Consider the following 16090-nt stretch of genomic DNA (forward strand, 5'->3'; position numbering starts at 1 on the left):
CCTCGGATCAGGTCGTTTCGTCCTGGTACCAGACGCCTTCAGCCAGCATCATCTTTTGGTGCCCTTGGCCCGCCGGCATCATCGGGAAGCAGTTTTCCTGCGCAGTCACGGCGACATCCAGAAAGTACGGGCCGTCATGCGCCAGGCATTCCGCCAGCGCGGCGTCCAGCTTGGCTGGATCATCCACCCGAGCCGCGCCCCAGCCGAAAGCGCGCGCCAACGCCACGAAATCGGGCAACGACGCGTTATAGCTGTGGCTGTAGCGGCCGCCGTGGATCAGCTCTTGCCACTGCCGCACCATGCCCATGTAGCCGTTATTGCACAGCACGACCTTGACGGGCGTCTGATGCTGCATGGCCGTGGACAGTTCTTGAATGTTCATCAGCACCGACGCATCGCCGCTGACGCAGACCACGGTCTTGTCAGGATGCGCCACCTGCGCGCCAATGGCGGCGGGCACGCCGTAGCCCATCGTGCCAGCGCCGCCCGAGGTCAGCCAGCGATTCGGTTTGTCGAATCGCAGATATTGCGCGGCCCACATCTGGTGCTGGCCCACGTCCGTAGAAACAATCGCGTCACGATCCTGCAGCGCGGTGTTCAAGCGCGACATCAGGTGTTGAGGCAGGATCGCGTCGGCCGCCGGGGTGTAGCCCAGGCAGTCCTGAGCGCGCCAGGCGTCGATGCGCTTGAACCAGGGCGCCAGGCGCGCGGGGTCCATCGGCGCATCGCCCAGCTCGTCGCGCAAGGCGCGTACCAGCGGCAGGCAGTCGCCCACCAGCGCAACATCCACCCGCACCACCTTGTTGATCGACGCGGGGTCGATATCGATATGAATCTTGCGCGCGTGCGGGCAGAACTCCGAGAGCTTGCCGGTGATGCGGTCGTCAAAGCGGGCGCCAATGCACACGACCAGGTCCGCATTGTGCATGGCCAGATTGGCCTCGACCGTACCGTGCATACCCAGCATGCCGACAAATTGCGGACTGGATGCGGGGAAAGCGCCAAGACCCATCAGCGTCAACGTGCAGGGCGCGCCGGTGTGGCGCACCAAATCGGTGAAGGCGGCGCAGGCCTCGGGGCCAGCGTTCACCAAGCCGCCTCCGCCGTAGAAGATGGGGCGGCGGGCTTGCGCAATCAGCGCCGCAGCGCGCCGTACCGCTGACTGAGGCAACTTGGGCGCCAGCTTGCCCGACTGGCGGCGCGCACGCAGCGCGGCCAACTTCTGCTGGGAAGGCACGGCCAGCGTATCGTCATCGGCGTCACGCGGCTGGGCCAGTTGCACATCCTTGGGAAAATCCACCAGCACGGGGCCGGGGCGGCCCTGGCGCGTCAATTCGAAAGCCCGCGCCACCACACCCGCCACATCATCGACCGCACGGATTTGGGTATTCCACTTGGTGACCGACCGTGAAATGCCGATGGCATCGCATTCCTGAAAAGCGTCCGTGCCAATCGCGGCCGTGGCCACCTGACCGCTGATGCACAACACCGGGATCGAATCGCACATGGCGTCCAAAAGCCCCGAGGTCGTGTTGGCCATGCCCGGGCCGGAAGTCACGAACACCACACCTGTGCGGCCCGTGCTGCGGGCGTAGCCTTCGGCGGCATGGACGGCGGCTTGTTCGTGCCGTACCAGCACGTGGCGCAGACGCGGCTCGGCGTACAGCGCGTCGTACAGGGGCAGCACAGCGCCGCCCGGATACCCGAATACGGTGTCGACCCCATACGCAATCAGCGTGTCGAGCAGAATCTTTGCCCCGTTTTCAGGAGGGCGATCAGTGGCGGCAAGCGCGGCGGCGGTGGTGGGGTGCAGGCGATCGTTCATGCTATCTATCTTATTCGTAGCCGCGAAGAATTTTTATCTTCTTTTCCACGAATAGACGCTGTTCAGAGTAAATTTATCTTCAAATTCAAGGAATCAAAGAAAATGAACCTGGACAAGTTTGATCTCGCCATTTTGAAGGTGCTGCAAGAGAACGCGCGCGCCAGCCTGAACGACATCGGCACAGCCGTGGGTTTGTCGTCTACGCCGTGCTGGAACCGCATCAAGCGCATGGAAGCTGCCGGGGTGATCCGGGGTTACACGGTAGACATCGATCCCGCCAGCCTGGGTTTCATGGACACGGTGATCGTGCACGTCACGCTGGAAAGCCACAGCGAAGAGACGCTGTACGAGTTTGGCCGCGCGCTGGCGGCGATTCCGGAAGTGCTGGAGGCGTTTCTGGTTTCGGGCGACTACGACTATTACATCCGCATCGCCGTGCGTGACACCCGCGATTACGAGCGGCTGCTGCGCGAACAGCTCTATCGCATCCCCGGCATCCGGCACAGCAAATCCTGCTTCGTGCTGCGCCGGTTGAAGGAAACCATGCTGCCGCTGACGGGTCCGGTGGGCTGATGCCCGGTCAGCGCAACACGTAGTCCACTGGCTCGGCTGCTTCCGGCAGCGGCCGCACACCCAGGCCTTCCAGCAGATCGACTTCGATCACTCGGGCGAGGGCCGACAGCGGCAAATCGTTTTCTTCCAGACCGAAGGGGTCTTCAAGCTCGTCGCCCAACGCGTCCAGACCGAAAAAGGTATAGGCGATGATGATGACCGCAAGCGGGGTCAGGTATTCCAGCGTGCCTACCAGACCGAATGGCAGCAGCAAGCAGAACAGCCAGGCAGTCCGGTGCAGCAGCAGGGAATAGGCAAAGGGGCAGGGCGTGAACTTGATGCGTTCACAGGCCGCCTGGATCGCTGCGCACTGCGCCACGCGTTGGGTCAGGCCCTGATACAGGATGTCGGTCAGTTCACCGCGCCGCAGACACGCCGCCAGATCACGATTGATCGCCATCAGCAAGGCATCGGGAACATTCCGGCAGCCAGCCAGCGTCTCCAGTTCGTCCTGCTGCACCCAGGGGCGTACGGCATCCACCATATCCTGACCGCGCAAGCGCGCCGCCAGGCCATAACCAAAACCGATGCAGCGGCGCACCAGACGTTCCTGCACCGGATTGGCCGTACTGGCCGCCAGCAGCACCGCACTTTCGCGCGCCAGGCTGCGCGCCTGCACGATCAGGTCGCCCCATTGCTTGCGGGCTTCCCACCAGCGGTCATAACAAACGTTATTGCGAAAGCCCATGAAGACCGACAACGCCAGCCCGAAGAGCGAGAAGGGCACGGCGGTCAGATGCGCGGGCGAGAACCAGTGGCGGTGGTACATCCACACCACCACACAGGACAACAGGGTTATGACGACCAGCCTGCTGAGAATGCGCGGAATGATGGAGCCGCGCAAAACAAAGAACAAAGCCAGCGCAGAGGGACGCGGACGGACGATCATGATGAATAGAAAGTGAGGGACAAGGCGGCGCTCACTATACGCCTGTCATCCTGTCAAAACCGCGCCGATATAATTCTGTTTCGTCTTACCGCCATTCAACCGATATCACACGCCTCCATGACCACCGCAGACACCCCGATCAAGCCCTGGCATGTTGTCCGCCGCTCCAAGCTGCACGGCAACGGCGTCTTCGCCACCCGCAAGATTCCGGCGGGCACGCGCATCATCGAATACGGCGGTGAGCGCATCAGCGCCAAAGAAGCCGACCGGCGCCATCCCACCAATCCGAACGACCCCTTCCACACTTTCTTCTTTGCGCTCAGCTCTGGCCGCGTCATCGATGGCGGCGACGAAGGCAACGACGCCCGCTGGATCAACCATTCCTGCCAGCCCAATTGCGAAGCCCAGGAAGGCAAGCACGGCAAACGCGTCTACATCGTTGCCCTCCAAGACATCCCGCGCGGCACCGAACTGAACTACGACTATGGCCTGGTTCTGGACGGCCGCATCACCAAGGCGCTGAAAGAAGGCTACCGCTGCCTGTGCGGCACCCCTGCCTGCCGCGGCACGATGTTGGCGCTGCCCAAGAAAAAGACAAAGAAGGCCGACAAGGCAGAATCGGTGACCACCGCTGAAACCGCAAAACCGGTGAAGACCGCAGACACCGTGAAGCCGGTCAAAGCCGTAAAGCCCGTAAAGACCGCGAAGCCCGCCAAGCCCGCGAAGACCGTAGAGGCTGGAAAGCCTGCGGAAGCGGCTAAGACTGCGGAAACAGCAAAGACGGCAGTAGCGGCGAATACGAAGGAAGCGGCCAAGACAGTAAAGGCCGTAAAACCCGCGCGAACACCAAAAGTTGTCAAACCGGCAACGGCTGCCAAGCGGGCCACCACTGTCAAGCCAACCAAAGCCGCCAAACCGGTAACAGCCACACCCCCGGCAGAAACGCCCCAAGCAGCAGAAGCTCCAACGCCGGCAAATACCACCGAAGCCGCCATCGCTCCCACGCCGACGGCATAACCCCACCCCCAATAAGCATATTCGCCCGCAAAAAATAGACAGGCGTACAATCCGCACAGTCGTTAACACGACATGCAGTACGTCTTCAGGGCGGGGTGCAATTCCCCACCGGCGGTATGCCATGCAATGTGGTGAGCCCGCGAGCGCCCGGCGTCCTTTACGGATACCGGGGTCAGCAGATCTGGTGAAATGCCAGAGCCGACGGTCATAGTCCGGATGAGAGAAGATGTGCCGACACAACACCGGTCGTCCGGGCGCCATCGCGCCTGGAAAGCCGTATTGCGTTCGGCTGTCGATTAGCCCTGAAACGTTTTTCGCCCCCTTTAATTTGCGAGAGCGTTTCAATGTCCAACCTCAATACCCAGCAGTCCCTCCCCAGCCTGGCTTCGCAGCCCTTCGCCGCTCGTTTGCAGCGCGCCCTGCATCATCTGCGCCTGGGCCGCCCCGTCATCCTGATGGACGACTTTGACCGCGAAAACGAGGCCGACCTGATCGTCGCCGCCGACAAGCTGACTGTCCCCGTGATGGCCCAGCTGATTCGCGACGGCAGCGGCATCGTCTGCCTGTGCCTGCCCGGCGAAACGCTGGACCGCCTGGAACTGCCCCCGATGGTCCAGCGCAACCAAAGCCGCTTTGCCACCGCGTTCACCGTTTCCATCGAAGCCCGCGAAGGCGTCAGCACCGGCGTTTCAGCCGTGGACCGTGTCACCACCATCCGCGCCGCCATCTCTCCATCGGCCCAAAGCGAAGACATCGTCAGCCCCGGCCACGTGTTTCCGCTGCGCGCGCAAGCGGGCGGCGTGCTGACCCGCCGCGGCCACACTGAAGGCTCGGTCGACCTGGCCACGCTGGCCGGCCTGCGCCCAGCCGGTGTGCTGTGTGAACTGATGAACGCCGACGGCACCATGATGCGCGGCGCCTCGCTTGAGCGCTATGCCGCCGAACACGGCCTGGTGGCACTGACCATCGCCGAACTGGCCGACCATCTGCAAAAGCTGAAAGATGGCCAAGCAGAAGAGATCGACGACGAAGTTCTGGAAATGGCGGCAACGGTCTGAAGACCGGATCAGGGTTGCGTCCATGCGCAACCCTGCCTGCCAGCCAGGTTGGGCGTCGATGCGTTCAACATGTTGTTCCTTGAAAGGCTGAGTTGCATCCCGAAGCCGTCGCGCGCAAATTGGCGATGGCATAATCCGCGGGTGCAGAGATGAACAGAACGATCTGTCTGCAAATTTTATGAGCGAATGCTCAGATTTGATACTCGCCTTTGAACACATCCATGACAGCCATCCCCCAGCCCCGGAAATCGCCGCGCCAGCTTAGATCCCAGCAGACCGTAGACACCATTCTGCAAGCCACGGCTAGCATTCTGGCCACGCACGGCTACGCGGGCACCAACACCAATCTGATCGCGGAAACCGCAGGCGTCAGCGTGGGCTCGCTGTATCAGTACTTTCCGAACAAGAATGCGCTGATCGCCGCTCTGCATAATCGTCACGATATGCAGATGCTGGATGTCATCGATGACGTTCTGAACAGCAATCCTGCCGCCACGCTTGAAGAGCGTGTGGCGGCCATTGTGCAGGCGATGCTGCACGCGCATATGTTGGAACCCGCGTTGCACCGCGTACTGGAGCGCGAATTTCCGCTGTTCGACACGCCGCGCGACCACAGTCTGGCGGACCAGGATATCCACCGCCGGATGCGGCATCTGCTGGAGCACCACAAGGCTGAAATCGGCCAACAGGATCGCGACCTGGCGACCTACGTGGTGTTGCGCATCATGGAGTCGCTGGTGCATGCCGCCGCGCTGGAACCGCCTGCGGGCTTTTCAACTGAGCAACTGGAACAAGCCGTTGTGGATGCGGTGATGGGATACCTGGGTGCGCCCAAGCGCGCCGCGCCGCGCAAGCCGGCGAAGGGCGCAGGGCGATAGCGGTATGCGCGCGGCCTGACGCTGCCTGCGGCTTATCGGCTCGCGTCCTGCGCCATTCGCGCGAGGCAATCAGAAGCCTTGCCTACAACGATGCGGGCGCTGCAAGCCAACATCAGATTCAGGTTCAGGCCAAAGTCTTCCACGGTGTACCCCTGGGCATCCACCATGTGCGATGCCCCTTCGTCCGCAGCAGCCCCGACCGCCACCTGATCAATCAGCGAGCCCTCAAGGCTGGTATAGCCCCACACTGGTTTGCCGCAGGCAATTGCGTAGCCCACTTCGAAGGCCGTGCCGGAGTCTGGTTCCGCGCCCCGAAACGGATTCAGGTTTGCCATGACCATATCGGCGCGCCGGATCAGCGCCACGTTTTCACGGTAGATCCATTGCGCCAGCGCCAGCCCGGACAAGTCCTTGGGCGCCATGTTGTCCAGGGGGAACAGACCGTCGAAACCGTAGGTCGCGCAGAGCGCCTTGAGACGATTGCCGTGCGCCACCGCATCCGGCAGGAATACATCGAAACCCGCAAGATACACAGTGCGCATGGCGGCTACTCCGACTCTGATACGTTGAAAGCTTCGCCCGTGGCGAAGAATGAGCCGCCCGCCAGGTAGTGGATGGAACGGCGCTCGTCTTGCGGGAAATGCCAGCGGTTCTGCGAGAACACGTCCGGCGCCGCCCAGGCGGCCACGACTTCCCCGATGAACAGATCATAAGCCTGTTGATTGTGCGGCTCGGGCACCACCTTGCATTCCAGCCATCCCAGACAGCCGCTGATCAAGGGCGCGCCGATCTTGCTGGCAGCAAACGTGGTCAGCCCGCTCGCCTGGAATTTGTCTTCTTCGCGGCCGGAATTCGAACCCACCAGCATCGTTGCGGCAGCCTGCGCGCGCGATGGAATGCACAGCGCGAACTCGCCCGACGCTTCAATCAGCTCACGCGTGTAGGTATTCTTGTCCACCACAACCAGCATCTTGGGCGGACTGAAATCCAGTGGCATGGCCCAGGCCGCGGCCATGACGTTGCGCGCATCACCGTGTGCGCTCGTCACCAGCACCGTGGGGCCGTGGTTCAGAAGCAGGTAGGCTCGCGCAAGCTCGACGGGTTCGATGTCTGACATGAATAACCCTTAGAACATGCCGTTTTGGTTGGCGGGGTTCTCGGGGATTTCCTGGCTGACGTCCCAATGCTCAACAATCTTGCCCTTGTCCACGCGGAAGATATCCACGACCGCCTGGCCGCGATCTTCCGGCGAATCACGCCACAGATTGTGGATCACGACCAGATCGCCCTCGGCGATCACGCGCTTTATTTCCACGATGGCCTGCGGATGCTGGTCGAAGTAGGGCGGGAAGAAATCCACCATGGGTGCAACGCCATCACGCATGTACGGGTTGTGTTGGATGTAGTTGGGGCTGACGTACAGGCGCACGGCCTCGTCGATATCGCGGTCCTGGAACATCATGCGAAAGAACGCCACCACAATGTCCTTGTTCGACTGAGGCGCAGCCGCAAACGCCGGCGCGATCGCCAGGCAGTTGGAGGCGACCAGCACACAGGCGGCCCACGATTTCCACTTCATACGCATACAAAACAACTCAGGATGACGCCAACTGGCGGTTTGCCAGTTTACAAACAAAAGGCGTTGCATTCGGCGCTGTTGCGCAATTGAGAGGGGCCCTTGACGGGCCCCTGTGTCCTCGACTAGCGGAAGAGACCGCCAGCCTTAGTAGCCGACGGTGTAGCGGCGGCGCGAATGCTTGGGAGACTCAATCTCGTCGGCCAGTGCAATGGCGTAATCTTCCATCGAGATCCAGCTCTTGCCTTCTTCATCGGCCAACAGATGGTCATCGCCCACGCGGAACGTGCCCGTGCGCTCGCCCGGCTCGAAAATCGCGGACGGTGACAGAAAGGTCCAGTTCAGCACCTTTTCCTGACGCAATACGTCCAAAAACACCACGCCTGCCCGAGCTTCGGGCTTATAGGCATCCGGAAACTCGGGAGTGTCGATCAGCATTTTGCCGGGAGCCACCTGCAAGCTGCCGGCGCCGCCCACCACCAGCAAGCGCGGCACGCCAGCGTTTTTCACCGCCGTCAGTAGCGGGCGGGCGTCAGCCGACACAAAGCGCGTCGCGCTGATCACGGCGTCATGGCCGGTCAGAATGGGGGTCAACGTCTCGGGATCGGTGGCGTCGCCTTGCTGGATGGTCAGACCCGGCTGCGCGTTCACGTCGGCCGGGTTGCGGGCAATACCCGTCACTTGATGGCCGCGTTGCAGCAATTCATCCGCCACGCGGGAACCCACGCGGCCGGTAATTCCGATCAATGCGATTTTCATGGTCTTGCTCCTTTGGGGGAAGCCGGGAAGGGCGGCGCACGATGCGCTGCAAACACGCCCCGGTTCAGGCCAAGCCATACTATTCGGTCGTTTCCGAACAAAAAACCCGTAAAAACGGAAGAGTTTTTTGCAATCCATGCATCAATCTGTCGGAGACCGATGGGGTCAGTGTGCCCCCGGCGCGCCCGTTTGAACAGGGGCGCAGCTAGGGGGTTGGCCAGAATCAGCCTGCGGCGCGCTGCGCCTGATAGACCTGAAGGTGCGAATAGGCAACCCGCAGATACGTTGCATCCACGCCCAGCGTGCGTGCGCGATGAACCATGTCGCCCACGATGTGATCGGCCTCGACAGGCAGCCCCTGCCGTAGATCGCGGAACATCGACGCCGTCATGGGTTGGCTGCGGTCGCTAAGCAGCTTTTGCACAAAGGCATCGGCTTCCGGCCGCACCGCGTGGCCAGAAGCTGCGGCCACCGCCTGCGACTCTTGCAACAAGCTCAACAAAATACCGATGCCGTCATCGGTGGATGCGATCTGCCCGATCGAGCCGCGCATCAGGCAGGTGGCAGCCGCCAGCGTGGTCAGCATGACGTACTTTTCCCAGATGTCCTGGTAGATGTCTTCGCTCAGGCGGCTCACGTATTCGCCACCCGCCAGGGCCTGCTCCAGCGCCACGCCACGGTCGCTGCGCGCCGGGCCGGCGCGTTCGCCGAAGACGATGTTCGCATGCTTGCCCAAGTGCACGACTTCGCCCTCGGCGCCCAGCGTGGCATTGATCTGGCACAGCCCGCCCAGCACGCGATGCGGCCCGAACTCGCGGTCCAGCACGTCGTACTGCAACACGCCGTTCATGATGGGCAGCACCGCCGTATCCGGGCCGACTGCGGGGCGGATGGCCTCGATGGCGCTGGCCAGGTCATAGGCCTTGCAACTGAGCACAACCACGTCATAGGTGCCTTGCAAGGTCTGCTCGGTCACGACCTGCGGGTGCAGCGTGGCGTCGCCGAAAGGGCTTTGGATACGCAGACCCTGTTCACGAATCCGTGCCGCGCGCGCTTCGCGCAGCAAGAAGGTCACGTCCGCGCCCGCCTGAGCAGCGCGTCCGCCAAAATATCCACCGGTGCCGCCAGCACCCAAGAACAACAACCGCATTTGCCTCTCCAGTAGCTACCCGCCTGTGCTGCGGGCTGATACGGCAATTATGCGCCTGACCCGATGGCTTACATCATGCTGTACGGCTCCGCTGCCCGCTGTGTGGGCGAAAAAATAGCGGCATCGCCTAGTTCAAGAACTTGACCATCACCCACGTCACATCACGGCCGTTTATCTGCGGCATGATCGCCTGATGCATGAAGGTCTGCGAACCCGTGGGGAATTCTTCGCAGGTCCAACTGCCAGGGTAGGGGCAGGGTTCACCGGAACGCACGCGCGCAGCACTGGCGGCCGTGTCCTGCACCCAATGCCACGTGACGGTCAGGCCTTGGTAGGCCGGCAAGGCCTCATCCTTGGCGACGATGCACAGGACGTCGCCCTGATCGTCGGCGCGCCATTGGCCTGCACGCGGTGCCGGTTGGCCGCTAGTAGCCGTATGCGCCCGTTCGGCTTCGGGCGCACGCTGATCAATATCGCGTTGCCAGATAACACGGCCGCGTGTCGTGCCCTGCGGGATGGGCGGCGCGGGTTCGCCCGCTTTGAAATAGCGGCGGGAGTGGTTCTGTGCGAGCGTGTACCACCAGCCTTCCGAGGGGATCAATTCGCCAACGACAACATGCGTAGGCGTGGGCTCGATGGCCGGATCGCTTGGTGTAAGACCTCGGATCTCGGGCGAGGGCCAGTCACTGTCGTCGTCGAAACGGGCGAGCCAACGCTGTGTATCGCGCCGATTGAAGCGTTCGTTGGGATCGCCGTCCCATTCGCCGGAGCCGATCAAATCCAGTTGAGGATGGCGTATGCGGCGCACCAATCGATTCAGCAGAACCGGCAGTTCAGGCACACCGTCCTCGACCGGATAAAGGTCTGGTTGCGGACCCAGTTCTATCCATTGCCCGCAACTGAGCGTGTCGATGCGGATGCGCGGATCATTGAGATGAGCCACGACGTCTTCGCGTGACACCGAAAGTTTTTCGCGCCAAGTGTCCGAGAGGAAGAATCCCCAGGTCGGTGGGCGGATGCCGGACGGGAGTTGGGGCGTCAAGGTCATGCCGAAGGTGTCGTCGGTGTCGAGTCCGTAGAAGCATGGCGCGAGCGCGCGGTCCCAGACACTGACTTCCGAACGCATGCCGAATTCCAATGGGTTGGCCATCGCAAAACCGCTATAGACCTGCGCGGGTTTCAACCGCCCGATTGTGTCCAAAACAAATTCACGCCAAGCGTCCTTGTTGTCTAGCCACCACTGCCAACGATAGTAGAACTGGATGTAGGAGTAATCGTCCTCCTCTCTGCCCCAATCTGATTGCCGCCAAAGATACGCAGAGTGGGTGGGCGAACTCTGATGGTTTTTCTCGTCAGTAAAGTTGACGGTGAAGGCCTTGTCCAATGGAGTTTTCCTTGCCCACTCGCGAACATCGCCCAGACGTTTCGATCCGTAAGGGTGAGGCCGTTCCGAGTCAGGGTGCGTCGCCACTGTATAGGGATACCCCAGCAGCTTTTCAAACGCCTCGTGAATATCAATCATGTCCAGCGTGGTCCGTAGAAAGTGCGCTGGATCGTAAGTGAAGTAGAACGTCAGAAATGGCGACATGGATAACTCGAACGACCCATTGTGAATGGCGGTGTTGGGCCATTTCTTCAGGTCCTCGATCATGCCTAACAAATCATCATCATCGATCAATGGGCTGCTCGTACTCATTTTCCCCTCCGAGGAGTCTGCCGACCGTTTTTCGCCTTTTCATCTGCGTCAGATTTGTATCCCGTGCAATCTTCCGGTACTCGAAGGAGGGCTACCTTCTCTGTGTCTTTGTTCATCAACCGGAGGTAGTCAGTCATCTGCTTTTTCTTCACCCAATCATTTGGAAACTTGATCTCCACTGCGGCAAACACGTTGCTCACATCGAACGGCTTCTGGCGATACTCCACAATCACCAGATCAGGGGCCAAGCTCCCCTTGGGCCGAGGCCAGAACGGGAAGTAATCGCTGATCCGTTGCGGCCGAGTAGAGGGCTCTCCCAACATGGCCGCGTACGTCGTACCGTTGTAATTCGGCTCCGCCTTCAAAGGGCTTTGCCACTCCAGCAAATCGTCCACCGCCTCAAAAACCAACGATGCCGTCGTCTGCTTCAGCAAGACATCAATCGTGGTTTCGATGACCTCGCCGGGGATCTTCTTGCGGATCCGTCTGGGCACCTTGATGGGTGACTTGAGCGCCCATTGGCACACGGTGCTGATCACGGGACGAAATGGAATCTTGCGCTCGATGTAGTGCTTGTACGTCACGTTTTCATTGCGGCCTCGGGATACCGTTGCATTGCCGCCGGTGCGGACAAACGTCGAACTCTTGATATCGATCTCTTCCTTCAGGCCTTTGATGACGTCTTTCAAGACCGTTTCCACCTCCTTCTTCCGTTTACTGATCTCGGCCAGCACCTCGGCACTTTCGACCGCCAATTGCGCGGCCTCATTGGCGCGGTGGGCTCGAAAGGCGCGATTTCCCCAGACAAGCATCGCTCGTACTGCTGCTGCTCCTCCTGCTGCGATAACTGGAGCTGCCATCAGCCGCCTCCTTCCATGTGTTGATCCAGGAACTCTTCGTCATGCGGACCGGGCTCTGGAAATTGGGGATTGGTAGAGTCCAACTCGCCGACCAGGGCATCAGGACTCCCGGTAATCCGCTGGTCTTCGCGCATGATGGTCTTGTACGTCTGCACGCTGCGCGCATTCGACGTTTCGATGAATTCCGTTTCGCCGGCTTGGTCGGTCAAGCCTTCTACCAGCAGCGTTCCGCCTGCCATGATGCGATAGCGGTAGCCTTCAAAATCCCGCTCGTCCGTTTTTCGCAGCCGGAATTTTCCGGCGTAGTCGCCCGTGACCGCGTCGGGAGATTTGAAGACCGGCAAGGTGGCGCCTCGGCCAGCCGGGCCAGAGAATTCATGGGTGGAGGCTTTGACCGTGAAGGTGCCCGGCATCCCAAGTTCGATATTGCCGCCAGCCATCTTGATGTATGCCCCGCCACAAAGCAGCGTGATGTGTTTATCAGCGCCGATCAGCACGTGTTGTTTGCTGGATGTGATTTCAGCGCTTTGATCCGCTTGAATCCTGATGTGGTTGTGCTGCGCCTGTAGCAGCATCTCTCCTTGATGCGCGATGTGGCGCACGTCGCCGCCCTGACTGAACAGCCCCAGATCACCACCCGCGTTGACGACGATTTTTTCCCCGGCGCTGATCTGCTGGTGCTGCGTAGCGATGCTGTCGATGTGTTCGCCTGCCGCTAGCGCAAGACTGGCGGGCGTTCCCACCGCAATGCCTGCGGGTGCGCTGAACGCCATGGCCGCCCGGTCACCTTGGCCCCGACCGTCCGGCTGATCATTTGCACCATGACCCAGGTCGCGAACAGCCTCGGTCAATGCGTGCTGGGGTTGGGCGTCATGTGCCACGCCTTCGTGCACCGCCGCGTATTCGCCAAGATTTCGGGCCAATGCCAACGCGGCTTCCAGCACGCCGGTGATTTCTGATCGGTCCAGCTGCCCGCCCTTGGCCCGCAACTGCGCCTCGGTCGTCAGCAGCAAACCCTTGGCCGCTCGCAAGACGCCGTGTTCATCCGTGCGCAACTCAAACCCTTCGCCTCGCGGCGCGCCGCCCCCGGGCCGCGGATGGGTGAGATATCCCAAATGCAGTTCCGTGGCGCCATGCTCGCTCATCAATGCCGCGCTGATCTGCTCCGACGTATCGTCGAGCCGAAGTTCGTTGGCGCGATTGCCTTTGTGCTCTTTGCTTTTGATCGTGTTCAGAATGTTGTGACGAGGCAGAGCATAGGGTGGCAAGTTGGTGGCGCGGTAAGTCCGTCCGGTAATCACGGGCTGATCGCAATCGCCATCCAGAAAACTGACGATGACTTCCTGACCGATACGCGGCACAGCCATGTGCCCCCACAGCGCGCCGGCCCAGTTCTGGGAGACGCGTATCCAGCACGAGCTGTGCTCATCTTGCCGGCCAAGACGGTCCCACGGAAACTGCACTTTGACGCGACCCCACGAATCACAAAAAATCTCCTCATCGGGCGGACCCACGACGGTGGCTACCTGCGGTCCGTCGATTCGCGGTTTGGGGCAGGGCTCGGGTTTCCAATCCACTTTGTCAGGAACGATTTCCGCGGTGTAGCGGTAATGGGTGCCAAGACCGGCGCCCGCGCCATCTTCTTCCTGGCTGGTGTGCTGCACGCCGTGGTGCCGCATTCGAACGGGCCGCCAGCCTTGGTTCCACTCTTCTCTGAGGTGACCGGTCAAGTCGAAAGCCACGCCCGGGACCAAGCGCGCATCGTCGCCTTCCACTGATGCGACACGCGCATCGCGGCGGTGGCCCAGCAAGCGGCTTTGCGTGTAGGGTTTACCGGCTTCGTCGCGCTTGTAGCGGCCCGGATAGTCGTAGCGTTCGTAGCGGGAATCCTGGTGATCCAGGCCGCCTGCGATGGGAGAGTGTTCCTGCGCGTACTGTGGATGGGTGTAGGTGTAGTCGCGCTGCGTTTGTATAGCCGTGCGTACGCGTTCGGCGTAAGTGAAGCGATACAAGGCAGGTTCGGGCTGATCGCCGCCAGGCATCGGGTTGTAGACTACCGGCCCGCCGCTGATCTCGCCATGGACGTAAATGCGATCACCGTGAATCAGGCGGTGGCTTTTTGCCGAGTGCTCGTACCGGTAAAAATAGCCTTCTTCAGCCGCCAGGCGGTCCAGGAACTGTAAGTCGGTGTCGCCAGCCTGAACGCAGTATTCCCGGGTCAGATGTTCGCGGGTGGTGACTTGTTCGTAGTCGGTGATGCCTTGACGCTTGACCACGTCTGCCATGATCTCTGGCACGGACAGGTGCTGAAAGATGCGCCAGTCCGAACACAACGCAGCGCGGGCTAGGGATGGCTCAACCACCACCCGGTAGCGTGTGCGGCGAAAACCGGTGTCGGCCTGTTCGAATGCAGAGACGATGCCGTGCACATACCGTACCGCCTGCGACCCGCGCCACACGGTGAACAACGCGGGCTGGTCCAGCAGCGCGCCAAAATCTACGGCGGGGTCGAAGCTGGAGAGCTCCACGCACAGCCTGTAGGACTCGGAAAGCGCTTCTTCCAGCGTGAATTCAATGACATCAAACGCTGCGCCGCAAATGGGCTCGAAGGTGAAACGCAGGTCGCTCTGGCGCTGCGGCACGGCTCCCCCCTTGGAAGATCAAACGGGAGCTGAGATCTTGCGCAACGGAGGGTTGGTCCGTCTATAGGATGTTTCCGATTTTGCCGTGTCCGAACCAAGCAGCATCAAGAAGATGCACTGGCGTTCCGATGCTCCAGGTCTGCCCATGCCTCGTAACCGCCGCGCAGCGCCCAGGTCTTGGGATAACCTGCCGCCCGCAGCCGCGAGGCGAGCAAGGCGGCCGACACCTCGTTGGGGCAGGCGCAATAGACCACGATGTCGGAGTCCAGCGCCTGGCTGTCCAGCGCGGGAAGGGCGCCCTTCAAATCCACCGCGATAGCGCCCGGAATGCGTTGGGCGTCGCGCTGCGCTTCAGGCCGCACATCGAAGACCAGCGCATTGCGCCCGTCCTGACGCCATTGCATCAGTTCGTTCACGGATAACCTGGGAATGACCCGCAGGCTGCGCAGCAGAATCCGGCGGCGCAGAAAGCGCGTCAGGATGTAGATCGCCAGAATCGCCGCCAACACGCCCAGGCCCATCGCGCCGTATGTGCCCAGCACTTCCAGCACGTCGTTGATCACGCTGTGGAACAGGCCGCCCAGCAGCAAACCGGAGCCTGCCCAGATCATGGCGCCCGCCAGGTCATACAGCAGGAAACGCCGGTAGGCCGTGCCCGTCAGGCCTGCCATCACGGTGGACAGCGCGCCCGCGCCGGGCAGGAATTTGCACACCAGCAGCGCCCGCACGCCGATGCGCAGGTAAAGGCGCTGGGTCTGACGAATGCAGGAATCCTGCGATAAAGACAGCTTGCAGACAACGCCCAACAGGCGCGACCCATAGCGCCGGCCTGCGGCATACCAAAGCGTGTCGGCCAATAGGCATGCGACCGTGGCGGCCAGCCAAGGCCCGATCCAACCCGCCGCGCCGCCCAGCGCACCTGCCGCGATCAGCATGGGGTAGGCCGGCACGGGCAGCCCCGCCTGTTCAACCAGCACGTTGGCGAACACCAGCCACCCGCCGTACTGTTCGAGCAGCAATTGAATGTCTTGCATGAAATTTCCAGCTTGCCGCACCGCGTGCGGCCTAAGCGCTGATTTTAGGCTTGCAGCCTGCCTGCGGGCAGTTTCCAGGCGCGCCTTGCACTGC

General features: G+C 61.4%; 14 protein-coding genes, 1 pseudogene and 1 riboswitch. Of the genes and pseudogenes, 4 read left to right on the forward strand and 11 right to left on the reverse strand.

What is annotated here, in order from left to right; genetic code table 11:
* Positions 1-7: 7 nt before the first annotated feature.
* Complete coding sequence (gene ilvB, locus RAS12_RS21435) at positions 8-1834, reverse strand: biosynthetic-type acetolactate synthase large subunit (protein WP_306951553.1); 1827 nt, start codon at positions 1832-1834, stop codon at positions 8-10.
* A gap of 93 nt (positions 1835-1927) precedes the next feature.
* On the opposite strand from ilvB, the gene RAS12_RS21440 reads away from it, so the two are divergent.
* Positions 1928-2398 carry an Lrp/AsnC family transcriptional regulator gene (locus tag RAS12_RS21440; RefSeq protein WP_306939971.1) on the forward strand — a complete coding sequence of 157 codons (471 nt, stop codon included), beginning with the start codon at positions 1928-1930 and terminating at the stop codon, positions 2396-2398.
* Positions 2399-2405: 7 nt separating this feature from the next.
* Here the strand turns inward: RAS12_RS21440 and RAS12_RS21445 are convergent, their stop codons facing one another.
* Positions 2406-3326: a bestrophin family protein gene (locus RAS12_RS21445; RefSeq protein WP_306939972.1), complete on the reverse strand. Its 921-nt coding sequence runs from the start codon at positions 3324-3326 to the stop codon at positions 2406-2408.
* A 117-nt stretch (positions 3327-3443) separates the two neighbouring features.
* Here RAS12_RS21445 and RAS12_RS21450 point away from each other — a divergent pair.
* From RAS12_RS21450 to RAS12_RS21460, 3 genes and pseudogenes are all read left to right on the forward strand, one after another.
* A pseudogene (locus RAS12_RS21450) lies at positions 3444-3944 on the forward strand (SET domain-containing protein); the annotation flags it as partial.
* 476 nt (positions 3945-4420) lie between these two features.
* Positions 4421-4575: riboswitch (FMN riboswitch) on the forward strand.
* A 112-nt stretch (positions 4576-4687) separates the two neighbouring features.
* The gene (ribB, locus tag RAS12_RS21455) at positions 4688-5401 is read left to right on the forward strand and encodes a 3,4-dihydroxy-2-butanone-4-phosphate synthase (protein WP_306939975.1); all 714 of its coding nucleotides are present in this window, start codon (positions 4688-4690) and stop codon (positions 5399-5401) included.
* Between the two features lie 221 nt (positions 5402-5622).
* Positions 5623-6279, forward strand: coding sequence for a TetR/AcrR family transcriptional regulator (locus RAS12_RS21460; protein ID WP_306939977.1), 657 nt, complete (start codon positions 5623-5625; stop codon positions 6277-6279).
* Between the two features lie 32 nt (positions 6280-6311).
* Here RAS12_RS21460 and RAS12_RS21465 read toward each other — a convergent pair whose 3' ends face one another.
* From RAS12_RS21465 to RAS12_RS21505, 9 genes are all read right to left on the reverse strand, one after another.
* The gene (locus RAS12_RS21465) at positions 6312-6821 is read right to left on the reverse strand and encodes a nucleoside 2-deoxyribosyltransferase (RefSeq protein WP_306939980.1); all 510 of its coding nucleotides are present in this window, start codon (positions 6819-6821) and stop codon (positions 6312-6314) included.
* Between the two features lie 5 nt (positions 6822-6826).
* A complete protein-coding gene (locus RAS12_RS21470) occupies positions 6827-7396 on the reverse strand; it encodes a flavin reductase family protein (RefSeq protein WP_306939982.1) in 570 nt (189 codons plus the stop codon).
* A 9-nt stretch (positions 7397-7405) separates the two neighbouring features.
* The gene (locus RAS12_RS21475; RefSeq protein WP_306939984.1) at positions 7406-7864 is read right to left on the reverse strand and encodes a nuclear transport factor 2 family protein; all 459 of its coding nucleotides are present in this window, start codon (positions 7862-7864) and stop codon (positions 7406-7408) included.
* Between the two features lie 138 nt (positions 7865-8002).
* Positions 8003-8614, reverse strand: coding sequence for an NAD(P)-dependent oxidoreductase (locus RAS12_RS21480; protein WP_306939986.1), 612 nt, complete (start codon positions 8612-8614; stop codon positions 8003-8005).
* Positions 8615-8837: 223 nt separating this feature from the next.
* A complete protein-coding gene (gene panE / locus RAS12_RS21485) occupies positions 8838-9764 on the reverse strand; it encodes a 2-dehydropantoate 2-reductase (protein WP_306939987.1) in 927 nt (308 codons plus the stop codon).
* Positions 9765-9891: 127 nt separating this feature from the next.
* Entirely contained in the window at positions 9892-11460 is a 1569-nt protein-coding gene (locus RAS12_RS21490; RefSeq protein ID WP_306939989.1) for a type VI immunity family protein, read from the reverse strand.
* The gene (locus tag RAS12_RS21495; RefSeq protein WP_306939991.1) at positions 11457-12320 is read right to left on the reverse strand and encodes a VRR-NUC domain-containing protein; all 864 of its coding nucleotides are present in this window, start codon (positions 12318-12320) and stop codon (positions 11457-11459) included. Before RAS12_RS21495 ends, RAS12_RS21490 begins: the two co-directional genes overlap by 4 nt.
* Positions 12320-14962 (reverse strand): type VI secretion system Vgr family protein, encoded by a 2643-nt coding sequence (locus RAS12_RS21500; RefSeq protein WP_306939993.1) that lies wholly within the window; start codon positions 14960-14962, stop codon positions 12320-12322. Before RAS12_RS21500 ends, RAS12_RS21495 begins: the two co-directional genes overlap by 1 nt.
* 104 nt (positions 14963-15066) lie before the next feature.
* Positions 15067-15996 (reverse strand): DedA family protein/thiosulfate sulfurtransferase GlpE, encoded by a 930-nt coding sequence (locus RAS12_RS21505; protein ID WP_306939995.1) that lies wholly within the window; start codon positions 15994-15996, stop codon positions 15067-15069.
* Between the last annotated feature and the right edge of the window lie 94 nt (positions 15997-16090).

Source organism: Achromobacter seleniivolatilans, assembly GCF_030864005.1.
GTDB lineage: Bacteria > Pseudomonadota > Gammaproteobacteria > Burkholderiales > Burkholderiaceae_B > Achromobacter > Achromobacter seleniivolatilans.